Origin of the sequence: Corallococcus aberystwythensis, from assembly GCF_003612165.1 — a bacterium.
Classification (GTDB): Bacteria; Myxococcota; Myxococcia; order Myxococcales; family Myxococcaceae; genus Corallococcus; species Corallococcus aberystwythensis.
Genome location: NZ_RAWK01000208.1, coordinates 1 through 18830 on the forward strand (window position 1 = coordinate 1; position 18830 = coordinate 18830).

Annotated in this window: 19 protein-coding genes; 7 read left to right on the forward strand and 12 right to left on the reverse strand. The window is 70.6% G+C overall.

All coding sequences use genetic code 11. From position 1 onward, the window contains the following. The 3 genes from D7W81_RS28940 to rimP all read right to left on the reverse strand — a co-directional run. Positions 1-184: YlxR family protein (locus tag D7W81_RS28940; RefSeq protein WP_120558631.1), on the reverse strand; the 184-nt coding region annotated here is incomplete at its 3' end. A gap of 18 nt (positions 185-202) precedes the next feature. Continuing rightward, entirely contained in the window at positions 203-1903 is a 1701-nt protein-coding gene (gene nusA / locus D7W81_RS28945) for a transcription termination factor NusA (protein WP_120558632.1), read from the reverse strand. Between the two features lie 70 nt (positions 1904-1973). Continuing rightward, positions 1974-2459 (reverse strand): ribosome maturation factor RimP, encoded by a 486-nt coding sequence (gene rimP, locus D7W81_RS28950; protein WP_120558633.1) that lies wholly within the window; start codon positions 2457-2459, stop codon positions 1974-1976. Positions 2460-2669: 210 nt separating this feature from the next. Between rimP and D7W81_RS28955 the strand changes: the two genes are divergently transcribed. The 6 genes from D7W81_RS28955 to D7W81_RS28980 all read left to right on the forward strand — a co-directional run bounded on the left by D7W81_RS28955 (position 2670) and on the right by D7W81_RS28980 (position 9092). After that, positions 2670-3473, forward strand: a complete 804-nt coding sequence (locus D7W81_RS28955; RefSeq protein ID WP_120558634.1) for a carbon-nitrogen hydrolase family protein — start codon at positions 2670-2672, stop codon at positions 3471-3473. 127 nt (positions 3474-3600) lie between these two features. Beyond that, positions 3601-4011: a FecR domain-containing protein gene (locus D7W81_RS28960; RefSeq protein ID WP_208721488.1), complete on the forward strand. Its 411-nt coding sequence runs from the start codon at positions 3601-3603 to the stop codon at positions 4009-4011. After that, positions 4008-4859 carry a peptidoglycan-binding protein LysM gene (locus D7W81_RS42515; RefSeq protein WP_158621709.1) on the forward strand — a complete coding sequence of 284 codons (852 nt, stop codon included), beginning with the start codon at positions 4008-4010 and terminating at the stop codon, positions 4857-4859. Before D7W81_RS28960 ends, D7W81_RS42515 begins: the two co-directional genes overlap by 4 nt. A gap of 27 nt (positions 4860-4886) precedes the next feature. Beyond that, entirely contained in the window at positions 4887-6605 is a 1719-nt protein-coding gene (locus D7W81_RS28970; RefSeq protein WP_120558636.1) for an HD domain-containing phosphohydrolase, read from the forward strand. Positions 6606-6706: 101 nt separating this feature from the next. Further along, a complete protein-coding gene (locus D7W81_RS28975) occupies positions 6707-7048 on the forward strand; it encodes a DUF971 domain-containing protein (RefSeq protein WP_120558637.1) in 342 nt (113 codons plus the stop codon). 31 nt (positions 7049-7079) lie between these two features. Next, the gene (locus D7W81_RS28980; protein ID WP_120558638.1) at positions 7080-9092 is read left to right on the forward strand and encodes a serine/threonine-protein kinase; all 2013 of its coding nucleotides are present in this window, start codon (positions 7080-7082) and stop codon (positions 9090-9092) included. 30 nt (positions 9093-9122) lie between these two features. Here D7W81_RS28980 and D7W81_RS28985 read toward each other — a convergent pair whose 3' ends face one another. The 5 genes from D7W81_RS28985 to D7W81_RS29005 form a co-directional block, all read right to left on the reverse strand. Continuing rightward, positions 9123-9677 carry a ClpXP protease specificity-enhancing factor SspB gene (locus D7W81_RS28985; protein ID WP_120558639.1) on the reverse strand — a complete coding sequence of 185 codons (555 nt, stop codon included), beginning with the start codon at positions 9675-9677 and terminating at the stop codon, positions 9123-9125. 35 nt (positions 9678-9712) lie between these two features. Beyond that, entirely contained in the window at positions 9713-10198 is a 486-nt protein-coding gene (gene smpB, locus D7W81_RS28990) for an SsrA-binding protein SmpB (RefSeq protein ID WP_014398822.1), read from the reverse strand. A 17-nt stretch (positions 10199-10215) separates the two neighbouring features. Next, positions 10216-11070 (reverse strand): pantoate--beta-alanine ligase, encoded by an 855-nt coding sequence (gene panC, locus D7W81_RS28995; protein ID WP_120558640.1) that lies wholly within the window; start codon positions 11068-11070, stop codon positions 10216-10218. A gap of 2 nt (positions 11071-11072) precedes the next feature. After that, positions 11073-11981, reverse strand: a complete 909-nt coding sequence (gene panB / locus D7W81_RS29000) for a 3-methyl-2-oxobutanoate hydroxymethyltransferase (protein WP_120558641.1) — start codon at positions 11979-11981, stop codon at positions 11073-11075. 172 nt (positions 11982-12153) lie between these two features. After that, a complete protein-coding gene (locus D7W81_RS29005) occupies positions 12154-12795 on the reverse strand; it encodes a deoxynucleoside kinase (RefSeq protein WP_120527230.1) in 642 nt (213 codons plus the stop codon). Positions 12796-12975: 180 nt separating this feature from the next. Between D7W81_RS29005 and D7W81_RS29010 the strand changes: the two genes are divergently transcribed. Beyond that, positions 12976-13266, forward strand: coding sequence for a hypothetical protein (locus tag D7W81_RS29010; RefSeq protein WP_120558642.1), 291 nt, complete (start codon positions 12976-12978; stop codon positions 13264-13266). A 20-nt stretch (positions 13267-13286) separates the two neighbouring features. On the opposite strand, the gene rsmA is transcribed toward D7W81_RS29010, so the two are convergent. The 4 genes from rsmA to D7W81_RS29030 form a co-directional block, all read right to left on the reverse strand. Beyond that, a complete protein-coding gene (gene rsmA, locus D7W81_RS29015) occupies positions 13287-14168 on the reverse strand; it encodes a 16S rRNA (adenine(1518)-N(6)/adenine(1519)-N(6))-dimethyltransferase RsmA (protein WP_120558643.1) in 882 nt (293 codons plus the stop codon). Between the two features lie 10 nt (positions 14169-14178). Further along, a complete protein-coding gene (gene tsaD, locus D7W81_RS29020) occupies positions 14179-15177 on the reverse strand; it encodes a tRNA (adenosine(37)-N6)-threonylcarbamoyltransferase complex transferase subunit TsaD (RefSeq protein WP_120558644.1) in 999 nt (332 codons plus the stop codon). A gap of 42 nt (positions 15178-15219) precedes the next feature. Then, positions 15220-17991 (reverse strand): response regulator, encoded by a 2772-nt coding sequence (locus tag D7W81_RS29025; RefSeq protein ID WP_120558645.1) that lies wholly within the window; start codon positions 17989-17991, stop codon positions 15220-15222. Positions 17992-18134: 143 nt separating this feature from the next. Next, the coding region (locus D7W81_RS29030; RefSeq protein WP_120558646.1) for a J domain-containing protein at positions 18135-18830 on the reverse strand (696 nt) is incomplete at its 5' end.

Here is an 18830-nt window from a genome sequence, read left to right on the forward strand (position 1 = left end):
GGTACGCCCCCCGCCCCGGCAGCCTCCGCCGCCTGTCCGCCACCACGCCGCCCTGGGGACCTACCACGAACCGGGTGAGTTCCGCCTGTGCCTTGCGCGAACCGCACCCGACGCAGGTCCTGACCGGACCTGACGCCGTGATTTCCGTGGGATGTGTCCCGGGCCGTTTGGTTTCGCGGCGCATCCACCTACCCCCTTGTCATTACGGTGCCTTGGCCGCTTCCGCGCCCTCCGAGCCGCCAGCCGACGCCAGCAGCCCCCGCTCCGCGTTCAACTCCGCGCGCAGCTTGGCCTCTTCCACCAGGTAGTTCTCCGCCGCGCTCTTCAGCTGGCGGGCCTTCTTGATGCCCACCCCCGGCACGTCGCCCAGGCGGGTGAGGTCCTTCTCGTTCGCGATGTCCTCCACCGTGCGGTAACCGGCGAGGATGAGCTGCTCGATGGTCTTCTCGCCGACGCCGCGCACGCGCGCCATGCGCTCCGGCTGGGACAGCTCGTCCGGGTGGCGGCGGGCCTCGGCCAGGCGGGCCTGCTCGCGCTCGTAGTCCATGCGCGACAGCTCCTGCTGGTCCTCCACCATGCGCTTCTTGGCCTCTTCCTGCATGGCCGCGATGCGGGTGGGGTCGATGCCGGGGATCTGCGCCAGCATTTCCGCGTTGGCGTCCGCCACGTCCCGCGCCTGACGGAAGCCGTGCGCGTAGAGCGTCTCCACCAGCATCTCGTTGACGCCCGGCAGCGCGCCCAGGGAGCGGCTGGCGAACTCGCGCATCTCCCGCACGCGGCTCTCGCTGTTGATGTCCAGCTTCCAGCCGGTCAGCTGGGCGGCCAGGCGCACGTTCTGCCCGCGCCGGCCGATGGCCAGGGACAGCTGGTCGTCCGGGACGATGAGCTCCATGGCGTGGTTCGCCTCGTCGATGATGACGCGGCTGACCTCCGCCGGGGCCAGGGCCGAGCAGACGAAGCGGGCCGGGTCTTCATCGTAGGGGACGATGTCGATCTTCTCCCCGCGCAGCTCCTGCACCACCGCCTGCACGCGGCTGCCCTTCATGCCCACGCACGCGCCCACGGGGTCCACGTCCGAGTCGCGGCTGGACACGGCGATCTTCGCGCGGCCACCGGGCTCACGCGCCGCCGCCTCGATGACGACGATGCCTTCCGCGATTTCGGGCACCTCCATCTCGAAGAGCTTGGTGAGCAGGTTCACGGACGCGCGCGACAGGACGATCTGCGGGCCCTTGGACTCACGGAGCACGTCCAGCACGTACGCCTGGACGCGGTCGCCGGGGCGGTAGGTCTCACGCGGGACCTGCTCGCGGACGGGCAGCACGGCTTCCGCGCGGCCCAGGTCCACCACGATGTTGCCGCGCTCGAACCGGCGGGCGATGCCGGTGACGATCTCGTTCTTGCGGTCCTTGTACTCGTTGAAGACGTTCTCGCGCTCGGCGTCGCGGGTGCGCTGCAGGATGACCTGCTTGGCCGTCTGCGCCGCGATGCGGCCGAAGCCGCGGCGGAAGGTCTTCAGGCGCAGGATGTCGCCGTACTGGTCGTCCTGGGCCTTGGCTTCCGCGGCGTCCTCGTCCCGGTAGAAGATCTGGAAGACGAGCTCGTCACCGGGCTCCACTTCCATGCCCTTCTTGTGGGCCTCTTCCATGGTGATCTGATTCACGGCCTGGACGGGGTCCGTGATTTCCGCGACCACGGTGATGGCCTGGAAGAGCTCCACGACGCCCTTCTCCGGGTCGTACTTGGCCTCCAGGTTGCGGTCCTGGCCAAAGTGCTTCTTGGCCGCGGTGTTCATCGCGTCCTCGAGGGTGGCAATGAGCACGGCCCGTTCGATGCCCTTGTCCTTGGCGACCTGGTCCAGGACGAGGTTGAGGTTGACTGCCGGGTTGGCGGGCGTGGGCATGGCTTTGTCTTCTCCGAAAATGGGTCCACGGGCGGCCCTGGCGCGAACAGGGTCCCCTGTATGTGGGCTTCTAGAACTCGAACTCCAGATGGGCCTTGGCGATGTCCTTGAACGGGATGGCGAAGACGCCGCCCCCTTCCACGTCCACGGAGATGGCGTCGGCCGCCACATCGGTGAGCGTGCCGCTGAAGTTCTTCCGCGGCGGGTCACCCAGCGGGCCGAAGGTCTTCACCTTGACCTTCTGCCCCTTCACCCGTTCGAAGTGCGCCGGCTTCTTCAAGGGCCGGTTCACACCCGGGCTGGACACCTCCAGGTTGTATTCCTGGGGGATGAAGTCCTCCACGTCGAGCACCGGATCCACGGCGCGCGACACCTGGGAGCACTCTTCCAGTCCCACCCGGCCACCGGGCTTGTCGATGAACAAACGCAACACCCAGCCCTCGCGCTCGCGGACGTACTCCACGTCCAGGAGCTCCAGGCCTTCGTTCGCCACGATGGGGTCTAGCAGCGACGCCGCCTTCTCCTCCACCGTCTGTTTGATGTTCTTCGGCTCCATGGCCAGGAAACAGGTCTCCAAAAACGCGAAAAGCGGGCACGGCGGCCCACTTTTCGAATGTGATGCGTCGAAAAATGTCGGGGCGTCCGTAACACACGCCCCCTCGGGGTGTAAAGGAAGGACACACCCCGAGGCACCGGGTCAAACGTCCCCCGGGATTGAAGGATTCCCAGGGGTTCCGAGTCACGCCGGTGGCGTTATAACGCCCCCATGCACCTCATCGCCGCCGCTCAGATGGTGTCCACCGCGGACAAGGCCTACAACCTGGACGTGGCCACGCGCCTCGTGCGCCAGGCCGCCTCCCTGGGAGCCCACCTGGTGGGCCTGCCGGAGAACTTCTCCTGGATGGGCCCGGAGCCCGAGCGCCCCTGCGCGGCGGAGGGCCTGGAGGGCCCCACCCTGAGCCGGATGGCGGAGCTGGCCCGGGGGACGAGGACGACGCTCCTGGCCGGCTCCATCCTGGAGGAGGGAGCGCCCGGCGGGCGGCTCTACAACACCAGCGTCCTGTTCGGCCCGGATGGCGCCCGGCTGGCCGTGTACCGGAAGATGCACCTGTTCGACGTGGATGTCGGAGACGGGGCCACCTACCAGGAGTCCGCGGCCGTGGCGCCGGGGACGGAGGTGGTGGCGGCGGACACCGTGGTGGGACGGCTGGGCATGAGCGTCTGCTACGACCTGCGCTTCCCGGAATTGTACCGGCGGCTGTCCAAGGACGGGGCGACGCTGCTCGCGGTGCCGGCGGCCTTCACGATGATGACCGGCAAGGACCACTGGGAGGTGCTGCTGCGCGCCCGCGCCATCGAGAACCAGGCGTACGTGCTGGCCCCAGCCCAGGGCGGACGGCACTCCGCGCAGCGGCTGACGTATGGCCACGCGATGGTGGTGGACCCGTGGGGGCTGGTGACGGCGCGGGCCTCCGAAGGCGAGGGCCTGGCGGTCGCGCCGGTGGACCCGGAGCTCCAAGCACGCATCCGGCGGAATTTGCCGTGCCTATCACACAGGCGACTGGACTAGCAGGCGCGCGTGAACGGGATGGGGCGGGGGGCCCCTTCCTTCGCGGTTTTCCGGGTAGAGTGGCCGCAGGAAGACCCCTCTGGTGAATGGACGACGCTGGCCTCCCCTGCTTTTCGCGGTCGCACTCATGGCCCTGCCTCCCGGCTGCACCGCCGATGAGAAGCCCCGAGGGCCCACCGAGGCGCCCCTGCCTCCGCCTGTTCCCCGCGCGCACCTGCGGGAGCTGAAGGGGGACGTGCAGATCAAACGCGCGGTGGCGGACGAGTGGAGCCCCGCGCGCGACGAGCTGCCCCTCTACGAGAACGACAAGGTCCGCACCGAGGCCGGAGCCAGCGCCCAGGTGGTGTTCGCCAACGGAAGCACCCTGCACCTGAGGGGCGATTCCCTGGTGGGTATCGCGGAGAGCAAGCTCCGGACGGATGTCACCGTCCTCCGGGGACGGGTGGACGCCACCCTGGAGAAGCCAGCCACCCAGTCGCTGTCCGTCACCACTCCATCCGCCACGGTTCGCGCGGGCAGGAAGATCGAATTCCAATGAAGGCCGCCCTCTGGCTCAGCGCGTGGATGGGGCTGTCCGTGGTGCCGTCAACCGCCCCGACGTCCGTAGGGCGCGAGTCGCCGGAAGGCGCTCCCCTTCCCGGAGGCGCCTCGGCGCCAGGGCCGCGCAAGGCTCCCGGCACGGAGCCGCAGACGGCGCTCAAGGCGCTGGAGATGTCGCGTGCGGCGGTGAAGGCCGCGCCGGAGGATGCGCGCCGCCTTGAGGCCGAGGCCCGCCTCAAGGACGCGGAGACGCACTTCCAGGCCGCGCGGTACGCGGACGCGCTGCACAAGGCGGACGAGGCGTGGGCGCTGCTCAACCCGCCCCAGCCGTCCAACTTCACGGTGGAGGTGGACCACGACGCGGGCACCACCACCGTCACCCACCGCCAGGGGCCGCCCGTCACCGTGGAGGCGCAGCACGCCACCCGCGTGCTGGCGAAGGGCGAGTCCGTGCGCGTGCAGCAGGGCACCGTGCTGCCGGAGCCGCCCGGCGCTCCGCAGCTGGCGCAGCCCGCTGACAAGGTCCGCCTCACGCTGAAGCCGGCGTCCGGAGACCTGCTGGGGCCGGTGACGCTGACGTGGGCCTCCGTCACGAGCGCCACGCGGTACGAGGTGGAGGTCGTCGCCGAAGGCGTGGAAGGCGGAGTGGCGCCGGCGCCGGTGCGCTCGGTGGTGGCCGCGCGGCAATGGACGTTGCCGCCGCTGCCCGCGGGCCGTTATCGCTGGACGGTGACGGCGGTGAGCCCGGAGCAGGGGCGGTCCCTGCCCTCCCAGACACGGCGCTTCGAGCTGGCCGCGGAATCGCTCGAACTCAACGTCAAGGTGAAGAACGGCTGGCAGAAGTAGCCGCCGTTGCCGCGAGGAGCCCCCGCCGTGCGACTTTTCAAAGCCATTCTTCTCTTGATGCTCGTGGTCAGCATCATCCCCACGGTGATGGTGGGTTGGTTGTCGGTGTCCCATACGCGGGAGCTGCTCATCCGCGACGCGCAGGAGCTGGCGCAGGAGCGCGTGAAGCAGCTGCGGCTCAAGGCGGAGAGCTTCCTGGAGGACCCCACGGAGCGGGTGGTGGGGCTGTCCAGCGTGCCGGGCGGCTTCTTCACCCTGTCGCGCGACACGCAGCGGCTGCACATCGCGTCGGTGCTCAACCAGCGCCCGGAGGTGCTGGCGCTCACGGTGTTCGGCGCGGACCGGCAGCGGCTGCCCGGCCTGCAGGCCTTCGCGGTGCACGACATGGCGCCCAGCGCGGTGGCGGAGCACGAGGAGCGCGCCCGGGCGCTGCTGGAGGAGGGGCTCACCGGGGTGCGCTACTCGGACGTGGTGGCGTCCCAGGGTGGCGGCGGCGGCGGGCCGGTGGTGACGCTGGCCTTCCCCGTGGGTGACCCGGTGCAGGGCTACATGGCCGCGGACCTGACGCTCGCGGGCCTGCGGCTGATGCTGGCGCAGGAGCGCGTGGGCAGCACGGGGTTCGCGTACCTGGCGGACCGGCACGGCCGCTTGATCACGGGCGGCGGCGACCTGGGCGCGGTGGGCGACGATGTGTCCAAGCGGCTGCCGCTGGCGCACCTGCTCAAGCAGCGCGAGGGCACGCCCGACACGGAGCTGTTCCACGTGGGCAACTTCGGCGACGGGCGCGCCGCGGTGGTGTCCGCGTACTCGGTGCTGCCGGAGGCGGGCTGGGCCATCGTGTCCGAGCAGCCGGTGGAGCACGCCTACCGCCAGGTGGAGACCATGGAGCGCCGCATCCTCCTGGGCCTGGGCGGCGCCATCCTGGTGGCGCTGGTGCTGGCGGCCATCTTCTCGCGCAACCTCACGCAGCCCCTGAAGACGTTCATCGCGACGTCGCTGGAGCTGGCGCGCGGCAAGTTCGGAGTGGAGGTGCACCTCAAGCAGAAGAACGAGCTGGGGGAGCTGGCCCAGACGTTCAACTACATGAGCAAGCAGCTCCTGGCGTACGACATGGAGACGCGCGGCCTCTACGAGAGCCTGGAGAAGGGCTACCTGGAGACCATCGTCGCGCTGGCCAACTCCATCGACTCCAAGGACGCGTACACGCGCGGCCACAGCCAGCGCGTGGGCGACGTGGCGGTGGAGATTGGCAAGGAGCTGAAGCTCACCGAGCGCGAGCTGCGGCAGCTGCAGTACGGCGGCATCCTCCACGACATCGGGAAGATTGGCATCGCGGAGAACATCCTCTGCAAGCAGTCACGCCTCACCGACCAGGAGATGGCGCTGATGCGCGAGCACCCCGCCATTGGCGACGCCATCATCGGTCCCGTCACGTTCCTGGGCCCGGTGCGCGCGTGCGTGCGCCACCACCACGAGCGCTGGGACGGCACGGGCTACCCGGACAAGCTGAAGGGCGAGGCCATCCCGATGCTCGCGCGCATCGTGGCGTGCGCGGACACGTTCGATGCGTGCACCTCCACGCGCCCCTACCAGAAGGCCATGCCGCTGGAGAAGGCGATGGAGATCCTGGACAACCTGAGCGGCGCCCAGCTGGACCCCAAGGTGGTGCAGGCCCTGCGCGCGGTGCTGGCCCAGCGGGGCGTGCGGCTGGAAGGCCACCGGCAGCCCGTCAAGCTGGCTTCCTGAAGCCCCGTCTCCCGGGCTCCTTCGCTTTCGCGGCAACCACCCCACCCCGCTGGAAGGATGGTAGGGAGGGGCAGTTGCCCCAAGCCTTGGAAGGTGGACCGGTGAGCAATTTCTGGGATCGCATCAAGCCCGCGCCCAAGCCCGTCAGCGCGACGGATGCGAAGCTGTCCGCGGACGGCGAGTCGCTGACGCTGACGTGGGATGACGGCGCGACGACGACGGCCACCGCGCAGGTGCTGCGCCAGCAGTGCCCGTGCGCCGCGTGCGTGGACGAGTGGACGGCGAAGCGCACGCTGGACCCCTCGCAGGTGCCCGCGAACCTGCGCGTGCTGCAGATGCAGCCCGTGGGCAACTACGCGCTCGCGTTCGTCTTCAGCGATCAGCACAGCACGGGCATCTACCCGTGGAATCAACTGAGGGTCATCACCCAGTCGCAGGGCTGAGGCTCCCCACCGCGCCCCTCCAGAGGTCCATGTGACGTCGCGCTATCGGCTGTTGCAACCGCTGGCCACGGGAGGCATGGCGGAGCTGTTCCTGGGAGTGGCGAAGGGCGCGGAGGGCTTCGAGCGCACCGTGGCCATCAAGCGCGTGCTGCCGCACCTGGCGCGTGAGCCGGACATCGCGAGCATGTTCGTCTCCGAGGCGCGGCTGGCCATGCTGCTGCAACACCAGAACATCGTCACCGTGCACGACGTGGGAGAGAGCGCCGAGGGGCTCTTCCTGGTGATGGAGCTGGTGGACGGCTGGGACCTGGGCGCGCTGATGCGGGCGGTGACGCGCCAGGGGCTGCGGATTCCTCCGCACCTGGCGGTGTTCATCGCGAGCCAGGCCCAGGCGGGATTGCAGCACGCGTACCGCCGCCAGCACGAGGGTCAGGTCGTGATGACGGCGCACCGGGATGTGTCGCCGTCCAACCTGCTGGTGTCGCGTGAAGGCGAGGTGAAGGTCACGGACTTCGGCATCGCGCGGCTGGCGGGCCTGTCGCGCACGGAGCCTGGAGCCTTCAAGGGCAAGGTGCCCTACGCGGCGCCGGAGGTCCTCCGGGGCGAGCCGGCCACGGCGCTGAGCGACCAGTTCTCCCTGGGCACCCTGCTGGCGGAGATGCTCGCGGGGCAGCACCCGTTCGGCGGCTCAGCGGAGCCGATGGCGGTGGCGTACTCCATCCTCAACCGCGCGCCCGCGTCGCTGCCGGACGTGCCGGCGTCGCTGGCCACGCTGGTGCTGCGCATGCTGTCGCGCGACCCGGCGGCCCGCTTCCCCGAGCCGGAGGACGTGTCGGAGGCGCTCGCGCGGTGGCTCGCGCAGACGGGGGAGCCCGCGTCGTCGCATGCGCTGGCGACCTTCCTGCGCGGCGTCCGGCTGCCCATGTCCGTGGGAGAGGTGGCCCGGGCCGCCCTGGCGGAAGCCCCCGCTTCAACGTCCGCGTCGTTCGTGATGTCCGCCGCGCCGCGCGAGGGCATGGACCTGGGGCGGGTTCCCTCCGCGCCCGGTGCTGCCCGGCCGGCGACGGCTCATGGCGGTGGGACTGTTGCGTCCGCGCCGTGGAAGGCGCCTCCCGCGGCCGTTCCCGTGGGGGCGGAGGAAGAGGAGCCGTGGAGCCCGCCGGCCGGAGGCGTCTCACTGTCCGCGTCCGGCGACGTGGTCCACACCTGTGCCCTGTGTGGCTCGGCGCTGGAGTCCCCGGAGTCGCCGTGCGCGTCCTGCACACGGGGGCCTTCCGCGCGTTGGAGCGATGCGAGCACGTCACCGGTGGATCCGGTGATGACCGGCGGTACAGGCCCTGTGAGCGCGCGCGGGACGGCGCCGGCCGCATCCGCTCGGCCCCAAGCGAATGCGCCCGCGTCGGCGGCCCCTGGTTCCGCGCGGTCCCAGCCCAATCCCCCCGCGTCTGCTCGAGCTCCGACGAATGCGCCTGTGTCGGCGGCCGCTGCTTCCGCGCGGCACCCGGCGAATGCGCAGGCCCTGGCGACATCCTCGGCCGCCCGGTCCCAGCCGGATGCGCCCGCGCTGGCCACGCAGTCCCTTTCGGACCTGGACGGGACGGAGCGAGGGGAGCGGCCCAGCATCCGTCAGGCGGGCCAGGGCGACCTGGAGTTGGAGGAGCGCGCGCCCCGCGCGGAGAGCAGTCCGACGGAGTTCGAGCCCATGGCGTTTCCCCGCCCCCGCGGGCGCTGGGGACTGGCGGTGGCGCTGTTCGGCACCGCGGCGGTGCTCTCGGCGGGCGCGCTGTTCCTGTGGCCCCGCTACGAGGCCCAGGTGATGCACGCGCTCGGCGCTCCGACGGCGCTCCTGTCCATCCGCAGCGAGCCCTCCGGCGCCACCGTCCTGGTGGACGGCGTGGAGGTGGGCAAGACGCCGCTGTCGATGGACAACGTCTACCCCGCGCGCTCCGTCACGGTGCAGCTCAAGCTCAAGGGCTACCGCCCCTGGACGGGCTCGTTCATGGGGGGACGCAAGGCGGACGTGGCGGCGGAGCTCAAGCGCTGACGCGCCGCCGGGGCCTGGGGGCGGCCCGCCCTACTTCACCAGCCGCAGGTGACCACCCCGGCGCGGCGGCTGCGGCTCCTCCGGGGGCCCACCCTCGGGCGGCGGTGGCGGGGCCGCGACCTCCGGACGTGACTCCGGTTCGTCGGGGCGCTCCGCCTGCACCTCGCGCAGGAAGGCGCGGGGCCTTTCGGCGGCGACGGGCACGGGCGCGGGCGCGGGCTGCGGTGGACGCGCGACGGAGGCCGATGCCACCGGGGGCTGCTGGAGCAGCTCCGGCGGCATCTCCTCCGGGTACATCCAGAACTCCTTCGTCACGTGGCTGGCGATGGCGAACAGCGCCGACCAGGGCACCGCCACCGTGAAGCGCGAACCGGAGAAGCTCAGCGTGGAGCGCACGCCCCACTCGCCCACCGTGAGGTCGGGCGGCTCGAAACGGTAGGAGAGGTTGAGGCGCAGATGCGCTTCGCCTCGGAGGCTGGCGGGGACGAGCACGCCGGGGCGGCGCGCGTCCAGGTGGATCATCACCATGCCCTGGTCGAGCGCGGCCAGCAGCCGCTCCTTCTTGTCGGAAACCTTCTTGTCCATTCCAGCCTGTCCGGCGGGGAAATTCGGGCGCGCCCTCAACGACGGCGCACTTCCCGGTCCATCTCCCGCTTCGTCTCCCGTTCCTTGATGTCGTGGCGGCGATCTTCGTGCGTCTTGCCGCGGCACAGGCCCAGCTCCACCTTGGCCCGGCCCTTCCTGAAGTACAGCACGAGCGGGATGATGGAGTAACCGCGCTCGCGCACCTTGGCCGTCCACCGGTCGATCTCCGCGCGGTGCATCAGCAGCTTCCGGCCCCGCGTGGGCAGGTGGTCGAAGACACTGGCCGCCTTGTAGGAGCCAATGTGGGCGTTGAGCAGGAACAGCTCCGTGCCCTTCTGGAGCGCGTAGGCGTCCGACAGGTTGGCCGTTCCTTCACGCAACGACTTCACCTCGCTCCCCGTGAGCTCCAGCCCGGCCTCTATCTTCTCATCCACCGTGTAGTCGAAGCGCGCACGCCGGTTCTCGGCAATGAGCTTCACCCCCGGCTCCGCACCCACACCCTTCGACTTTCCAGCGGCCATAACGTGTCCCGGGTCTCCTAACCGGCCAGCGGCATGTTGTCGATGAGCCGCGTGGTGCCAGAGAAGGCCGCCACCAGCATCCGCGCCGTCTGTCCGGGCGCCACAGTCACCAGGGGTGCAAGGGTCCCTGCGTCCCGCACCTCCACGTAGTCCTCCCGGAGGTCCGCTGCCTGCAATTCACGGCGGGCGGCCTCCACCAGCGCTCCCGTGTCCCGGGTGCCGGAGGCGAGCAGGCCCTGGGCCGCCCGGATGCCCTTCGACAGGGCGAGCGCCCGGCGGCGTTCATCCGCGGACAGATACGCGTTGCGGCTGCTCATGGCCAGCCCGTCCGCCTCGCGGATGGTGGGCATGCCCACGATGTCCGCGCCCAGGTGCAGGTCGCGGTTGAGCGTCTTGATGACCTGGAGCTGCTGGTAGTCCTTCTCACCAAAGAGCGCCACGGCCGGGCGGAACAGCGCCAGGAGCTGCGTGACGATGGTGGCGACGCCCCGGAAGTGGCCGGGACGCCGCTCGCCGCACAGCCCCTGGCTGACCTCCGTGACGTCCACGTAGGTCTGGTAGCCCGGGGGATACATCGCCGCGGGCTCCGGCGCGAACACGGCGGACACGCCCGCGCTCGCGCACTTCGCCAGGTCCCCCTCGAAGTCGCGCGGGTAGCGCGCCAGGTCCTCGCGGGGACCGAACTGCGTGGGGTTCACGAAGATGGAAGCAGCCACCACGTCCGCGCGCCGGCCGCCCTCCCTCATGAGCGACACGTGCCCTTCATGCAGGAAGCCCATGGTGGGCACGAGCGCCAGCGTCCTTCCCTCCTTCTGGAGGGACGCGACCCAGGCCTTCACTTCTGGAACGGTGCGCAGGACGTGGGGAGCCATGGCTAGACCGGGGCCCCGTAGATGCCGCCGACCTTCTCAGCCGCCTCGCCAGCGCCCTCCGCTTCGGGGACGACGGGCGTGGGCGTCACCAGCCGGATGCCCTTGGTGGCCTTGAAGCTGTGCTCTTCATCCGGGAAGGTGCCCGCGCGCACTTCAGCGAAGTACGTGTTCGCGGCCTCCGTGATGTTCCCGTGCAGGTTGGCGAAGCGCTTGACGAACTTCGGCTTGAAGTCCGGGTTCATGCCCAACAGGTCGTAGCAGACCAGCACCTGGCCATCGCAGTGCTTGCCCGCGCCGATGCCGATGGTGGGAATCTTCAGGCTCTGGGTGATGGTGCGCGCCAGCTCCAGCGGCACGCCCTCCAGCACCAGCGCGTAGGCGCCCGCGGCCTCCAGCGCGAGCGCGTCATCCAGCATGCGGCGCGCGGCGTCCTCGTCGCGGCCCTGCACCACGTAGCCGCCCATCTTGTGCACCGACTGCGGCGTCAGCCCCAGGTGGCCCATGACGGGGATGCTGGCGCGGACGATGGCGCGCACGGTGTCGGCGAACTCGGCGCCGCCCTCCAGCTTCACGCTGCCCACGTTGCCTTCGGAGACGAGCCGCCCGGCGTTGCGCACCGCCTCCTGCGGCGACACCTGGTAGCTCATGAACGGCAGGTCGCCCACCACGTGCGCCCGCTTCGCGCCGCGAGCCACCGCCGCCGAGTGGTAGACCATCTGGTCCATGGTCACGGGAAGCGTGGAGTCCTGGCCCTGGACGACCATGCCCAGCGAGTCACCGACCAGGAGCACGTCCGCGCCTCCCTCGTCGAGGATGCGCGCGAACGTCGCGTCGTACGCAGTGACCATGCAGATTTTCTGACCGGACTGCTTCAGGCGCTTCAGCGTGTGGATGGTGACCTTGTCCTTCACGGTTCACCTCCTGTGGCAAGACGGGTGGGACAGCCGCGTGGAACGTCAGGCCCCTCGCCGTCCCCAGGGGGATCGCCGGAGGCCAGGGTTCCACGGGGATGCACTCTAACGCCCTCGGGGCCGCGTGGGGGGATCACTGCATCCCGCCAGGCAACCAGCCGGGCGGCGGCCGTCAGCCCCGGCGGGACCGGGGGGTGTAGTGCTGCACGCCGGACTTCGCGGACGCGATGGCCTGCATCAGGTCCTCGCGGTCCTGCTCGTTGTGCACGAAGTCGATGTCCGACGTGTTCACCACCAGGAGCGGCGTGTCCTGGTAGTGCGCGAAGAAGTCGTTGTAGGCGTGCGTGAGCGACTCCAGGTAGCCCGCGTCGAACTTGCGTTCGAACTCACGGCCGCGCTTCTTGATGCGATGCAGCAGCACGTCCAGCTGGGCCTGGAGGTAGATGACCAGGTCGGGCTGCGGGACGCGGGGCCCCAGGGCTTCGAAGACGCGGTCGTAGAGGGCCAGCTCGTCGGACGCCAGCGTGAGGTTGGCGAAGATGCGGTCCTTCGCGAACAGGTAGTCGCTCACGGTGACGGCACGGAACAGGTCCTGCTGGAAGAGCTCCTGCTGCTGGCGGAAGCGCGACAGCAGGAAGAACACCTGCGTCTGGAACGCGAACTTCTGCCGGTCCGCGTAGAAGCTGGAGAGGAAGGGGTTCTCCTCCACGACTTCGAGGATGCGGCGGCTGCCCAGGCGCTCCGTGAGGAGGTTGGTGAGGCTCGTCTTGCCCACGCCGATGGGGCCTTCGACGACGATGTAGCGGTGGTCCATCGGCCCGAGGCCTCCGCCCCCGGAATCCACGCATGGGACACATGCGCGCGCGGGGGGCGGATAACACAACCATGCCCCCGCGCATCCGGCAATTTTCGCCGGATCACCCCACCCTTGCGCCATCTGGAGTCATCCCCTACGGTGCCCGCGAACACGGACAGCGGAGCAACGGGCCTAAAGATGCGCGGCAGGCAGCGGGTGAAGACGGCGGTAGTGGACCTGGTGGAGCCCACGGAAGTGGCGCCCGCCGCCCGTCCGGCCACGGCCCCTCCCGCACCTCCGGTGGACGTGGATCCACTCTATGGCGTGGCCCTGCTCAAGACGGCCTTCGAGCTGAAGCGCCGGCCGGAGGGCTCCGTGGAGGAAGTGCTCAGCGGCGTGCTCGCGCGCCTGCGCATCGACGAGGACGAGTTCCGCGCGTTCCTCGCCCAGCAGGGTGGGCTCCTGGCCGTGCTGGGCCAGAAGCGCTGACGTCCCCTGCTCCTCCGCTCCTACTCCTCTGACGAAGTGTCCTCTTCCGGCGCGTCCGGGGGCGGCGGCGCCATGGCGGTGACGGGGCCCAGGGCGCGCTCGATGGCGGCGAACTCCTCCGGGGAGAGCGTCTCCGCGCGGCGGCCCGGGTCGATGCCCGCCGTCCGCAGCGCGGCCAGCATCACCTCCGGCGGCGCCAGGCCCTTGTCGGACTTGAGCGAGTTGATCAGCGTCTTGCGGCGCTGCGCGAAGCTGGCCTTCACCAGCCGCGTGAAGCGGGCCTCGTCCACCAGCGGCGCGCGGGGCTTCTTGAGCCGCGTGAGCCGCAGCACGGCGGAGTCCACCTTCGGAGGCGGATGGAAGCGCCACGCCTCCAGCGTGAGCACCTGCTCCACGTCGAAGTGCAGGCCGAGCAGCACCGTGAGCAGCCCGTAGTCGCGGTTGCCGGGCTCCGCGGCCAGCCGCACCACGACCTCCTTCTGGAGCGTGAAGACGGCGCGCGAGATGTGGGCGCGCTGCGCGAGCACCTGGAAGAGGATGGGGCTGGTGAGGTGGTACGGCAGGTTGCCGACGAGCGCGATTTCCGGCGCGCCCGCCACCTGGGCGAAGTCCACCGTGGCGGCGTTGCCGGACACCACGCGCACGCCGGGGATGGCCTCCTTCTCCAGCACGGCCACCATGTCGCGGTCGCGCTCCACGGCGGTGACGTGCGCGCCGGTGGCGGCGAGGAAGCGCGTGAGGTGGCCCAGGCCCGGGCCCAGCTCCACCACGGGCTCGCCCTCGCGCAACACGAGCGCGTCCGCGATGGCCTGGAGCGCGTCCGGGTCCCCGAGGAAGTTCTGTCCCCAGCTGTGCTTGGCCCGCAGGCCGTGTCGCTTGAGGATTTCGCGCGGAGAATCCACTTTGAGGCCCCTACTCCATGCGCCAGGCGGGGTCGGCCGCGAGGCGGAAATCACCGCGCAAGCCGCGGCGCCACGCTTCATACCCCGCGACGGCGATCATCGCGCCATTGTCCGTGCACAGCCGCACCGGCGGCAGGAACATGCGCAGGCCCCGCTCCTCCGCCCGCTGCTTGCACAGCGCCCGCAGCCGTGAGTTCGCCGCCACGCCGCCGCAGAGCACCAGTTGGGTGTGGCCCAGCTTCTTCGCCGCGGCGACGAGCTTCTTCGACAGCACGTCCGCCACCGCCTCCTGGAACGACGCGCACAGGTCGTGGAGGGCCTGGCCTTCCGGCACACCGTGCTTCTGGACGTGGTGGAGCACCGACGTCTTCAGCCCGGAGAAGGACACGTCCAGGTTGTCGCCCGGCAGCGCGCGCGGGAAGCGGATGGCCTCCGGGTTGCCCTTCTGGGCCAGCTCGTCGATGGGCTGCCCGCCCGGGTACGGCAGGCCGAGGATGCGCGCCGTCTTGTCGTAGGCCTCGCCCGCGGCGTCGTCGCGCGTGCGGCCCACGAGGCGGTAGTTCCCGTAGTCGCGCACCTCGTAGAGGCTGGTGTGGCCGCCGGAGACGACGAGCCCGAGGAACGGCGGCGCGGGCGCGTCCTCCAGCAGCCGGATGGCCAGCAGGTGCCCTTCCAGGTGGTTGGCGCCCACGAAGGGCTTGCCGGTGGCGAGGCTCAGCCCCTTGGCCACCTGGAGCCCCACGAGCAGCGCGCCGATGAGGCCGGGGCCGGACGTGACGGCGAGCAGGTCGATGTCGTCCAGCGTCTTGTCCGCGCGGGTGAGGGCCTCGTGGACGACGGGCATCACCTGGACGATGTGGTTGCGGCTGGCCAGCTCCGGCACGACGCCGCCCCAGCGGCGGTGGATGTCCACCTGCGTGGAGACGACGTCCGACAGGACGCGCCGCCCGTCCTCCACGACGGCGGCGGCGGTTTCATCGCACGAGGTTTCAAGTCCCAGGACGAGCACGACGACTCCAGCAAGGACGGGAGGCGGAAGCGGACAGGCCGCCTAGCTGCCCATCCCCTTGAGCAGTGCGCGCACGTCCTCCGCGGAGCCTCCCGTCGGTTCGAGGAACAGATACTTCTTATAGGCCTCGGCCGCTCGGGTTTGATCACCGGAGAACTGGAGCGAGCTGCCCAGCCAGAACCAGGCCTTCGCGTTCTTGGGCTCCGCCTTCACGACGTCCTGGAGCAGCTTGGCCGCTTCCCGGTAGCCCGCCTCGCTGGTGCTGCTGTTGTTGGCCAGCGAGATGCCCAGGCCCGTCTTCGCCTCGATGGAGGCGGTGTCGAGCGCGAGCGCCTTGCGGTAGGCGCCCACGGCCGACTTGAAGCTCTTGCGCGCCATCGCCGCGCGGCCGTCCTTGATGAAGTCCGCGTAGGTGGCCTTCGCCTGCACCACGGGCGGCGTCGCGTCCGGGGGCGGCGTGGGCGTGGGGGCGACCGCGACGGCGCCCGCGTCGGGAACAGCGGCGGGCTCGGGCGTGGCCGTCTTCACCGGCGTGCCCGCGTCCTCCGGGGCGGTGACCGTCTTCGTGGGGGGAACCCCCGCGTCGGGCTGCGCGTCCACGGTCTTCACGGGCGGCGGCGTGACAGCCGGCGGAGGCGTCGTCTCCGGCGGCCTGGGCGCCTCCACGGGAGGCGTGGGCTGCGTCACCTTGGGCTCGTTGGGCTTGGGCGTTTCGGTGCTGCCCGAGCCCTTCGAGATGATCACCGCGGCCACGGCCGCGACCAGGAGCAGACCGCCCGCGACGTAGAGGCCCGTGCGCTTGGGCTTCATCGCGGCGATCAGCGCCGCGTCGTCCTCGTCGTGCGTGGGCTTCGCGGCACCGGGCTTCGTGGAGGCCGCCGCGCTCGCGACGGGCGCGGCGGGCACCGGGGCGCTCGCCACGGGCGGCGCGGGCGCGGGAGCTTCAGGCTCCGTGAAGTACGCCTCGGACGCGGGCACGTCCTGCGCGGAGGTGTCCACCGGCTCGCTGGGGGCCGGCTGCGCGTCGAAGGGCGTCGTCGCGGGGAACTCGACGTTGAGCGCCACGGGAGCGACCTGGGGCGGCACGATGCCGTGGCCCGGATACGGCGGCAGCGCGAGCTGCTGCGGCGCGGCCTCCTCCACCGGCACTTCCTCCTGATGGGGCTCCGTCCCACTGACGAGCGTCACCTCGGACGACGGCGGAGCCGGCGTGGGAGGCGGCACGTGCGCCAGCGGGCTGGGCGCGATGGCGGCGCCACCGAAGATGGGCGGACGCGACGGCGGCGGCTCCACGGGCGCGTGCACGGGCGCGGCGGCGAACGGGCTGGGCGCGGCGGGGACCGGCGCGCGGGGCGCGGACCCCCAGGGCGAACCGGGGCCCCAGGTGCTGGAGGAGCTCAGGCCCTCCGTGTCCACCCGGTTCCAGTCGAGCAGCAGGCTGCGCCGCGCATGATCCACCGCGCGGTGCGCCGGGGGCGGCTCCACGAGGAACGCCGAGCCCTCCTGCGACAGCGGAGGCACGACAGGCTCCGCTTCCTGCCCGAACGCAGGAGGACCGCCCTCACCGGGACGGGTGCGCGGCGGAAAGATGATCACCTGCGCGGGCTGAGCGGAGAGCGGCGCGGGCGCCACCTCCGCCACCGGCGTGACCTCCTCCATGGGTTCGGGCTGCGCGGGCGGAGCCTCCTCGACGGGCGGAAGCTCCTCCGCCACGGGCGCCGCTTCCATCGGGGGGGCCGGCTCCTCGACCGCGACCGGGACCTCCGCGGGCGCGGCCTCCTGCGCGGGCGCGACCTCCACGGGGATGGGCGGCGCGGCGTTGAGCCACTGCTCGATGCCCGGCTTGCTGCTCTGCACGGGCTCCAGCGGCGCGTTGCCCAGCTCGCGGATGAGGCCTTCGAAGTACAGCTTGCTGATGATGCCCAGCGCGGCCAGGTCCTCGAAGTCCGAGTCCTCCACCACGCGCGACAGCGCGCGCTTGCCGTCGAACAGGCGCAGGAGGCCGTTCACCTCGTCGGGGATCTCCGACAGGCGGTCCGCCAGCTGGTGGTAGTCGATCTCGAAGACCGTCTCCAGCGGCGGGAGCTGCTCGAGCATCCGGCCCCACTCGTCCAGCCGGCGCATGCCCTCCATGAGGAGGCCCTGCGTGGAGACCTCGATGCGCTCCGTGCGGTCCAACGTGGTGAACTGCACGTCGAACTGGCCTTCGAACGTGTTGAGCAGGCGGTAGAAGGCGTTCTCGCCCTTGAGCCGGCCCAGCTCCGCGTCGATGACGCGGCCTTCCTTGAAGTAGACGGTGCCGGTGCGCTCGCCCTGGATGGAGATGACGCCCGTCTTGCGGCCGATTTCGAAGGTCTGGACCAGGTCCACGACGCCCATGTCGGCGAGGCTTCCCGCGAAGCCGCCCTTGGTCGTCTCGCGCTTCTCGATGCGTTCCTTCTCGGCCTTCTGAAGGATCATCTTCACGCGGGTGACGATCTCTTTGATGTAGATGGGCTTCGTCAGGTAGTCGTCGCCCCCGAGCTCCAGGCCGCGCACCTTGAACTCGACCGACTTCTGGTTCGTCAGGAAGACGAAGGGGATGAACTTGAAGCGCTCGTCGGACTTGAGCGTCTTGCAGAGCTCGAAGCCGTCCATCTCCGGCATCTTGGTGTCCGCGAGCACGAGGTCCGGCGGGCTGATCTGGACCTTCTCCAGCGCATCCTTGCCGTGGATCGCAGTCGTGACGGAGAAGCCCGCCTTCTTCAGGCTGACCTCCATCACGCGCAAACTCTTCGCGTCACCATCGACGAGGAGCAGGTGCTGCTTGGCCACGTGGCATGCCTTTCAAAACGGGCGGGACAGCGGATCCAACGGACGCGCCCCGTGGGGGCAAGCATCGGGTCCGGCTTTCAGGTGTGTCAATGGGCGGGACTGTCCGGAAAACCGGCCGTTTCCCTCCCTGGAGGACAGGCAAGTCAGCGGAAGAGACCCTTCTTGGGCGGGTTCTTCTTGCGCATGTCGATGAGCCGCAGCTCCTGGTTCGCCTCCAGGTGCTTGGGGTTCGCACGCACCGCCTCACGGAAGTGCTTCTCCGCGCGGTCCATGTCCCCTTCCACGCGGGCAATGACGCCCAGCTGGTAGTGGGCGCGATCACAGTTCGGGTCGGCGCGCACCGCATCCGCCATCCACTGCTTCGCGCGGGGCATGTCGGCCTTGCGGTTGGGGTCCATGTAGACGGACCAGGCGCGCGCCGCGAGGTACAGGGGCTTGGGGTCCAGGGCGTGGGCGCGCTCGTAGTGCTCGCTGGCGGCGACGAAGTCGCGCTTGCGGAAGAAGACCTCGCCCATGCGGAACAGGTCGTCCGGGTTCGTGTCCGCGCGGGCGGCGGAGGGGCTGCCGGGGCGGGCGCCGGGGCCCGCGACCGGGGGCTTGGGAGCGGCCTGCGCGCCCTGCTGGGCCAGCTGGTAGTTCTTGCGGCGGGTGTCGTCGTGGAGGACTTCGTAGGCCTCGCGGATGGACTCGAAGACGGCGGTGATCTTCGGCGCCAGGTGGGGCAACGACGGGGGCAGCCGGTCCGGGTGGAAGACCTTGGCGAGGCTCAGGAAGGCGGCCTTCACCTGGTCGCGGGACGCGTCCTGCGGGACGCCCAGCGTGACGAAGTGGTCCTTCTT